The 293-nt window shown below is 60.8% G+C and carries 1 pseudogene; it reads right to left on the reverse strand.

The features are described from left to right. Positions 1 to 293: pseudogene (locus tag RVY79_RS18955) on the reverse strand (AMP-binding protein); the annotation flags it as partial.

The raw sequence follows: 293 nt of genomic DNA on the forward strand, positions 1-293 counted from the left end.
ACGTTCTCCACCTCGATGGACGAAATCCACTCGCCGCCGGACTTGATCACGTCCTTGCTGCGATCGGTGATCTGCATGTAGCCGTCGGCATCGATATTGGCAACGTCACCCGTCGGGAACCAGCCGTCCACCAGCGGTGAATGGTCACCGCGGAAATAGCTGTCGATGATCCACGGCCCACGCACGTACAGGTCACCGAAGGCCTTGCCGTCCCACGGCAACTCGTGGCCTTCTGCATCGACGATCTTCATGTCGACGCCATAGATGGCGCGGCCTTGGCGTTCGAGCACGTG

The organism is Chromohalobacter sp. HP20-39, assembly GCF_033052815.1.
Taxonomy (GTDB): Bacteria; Pseudomonadota; Gammaproteobacteria; order Pseudomonadales; family Halomonadaceae; genus Chromohalobacter.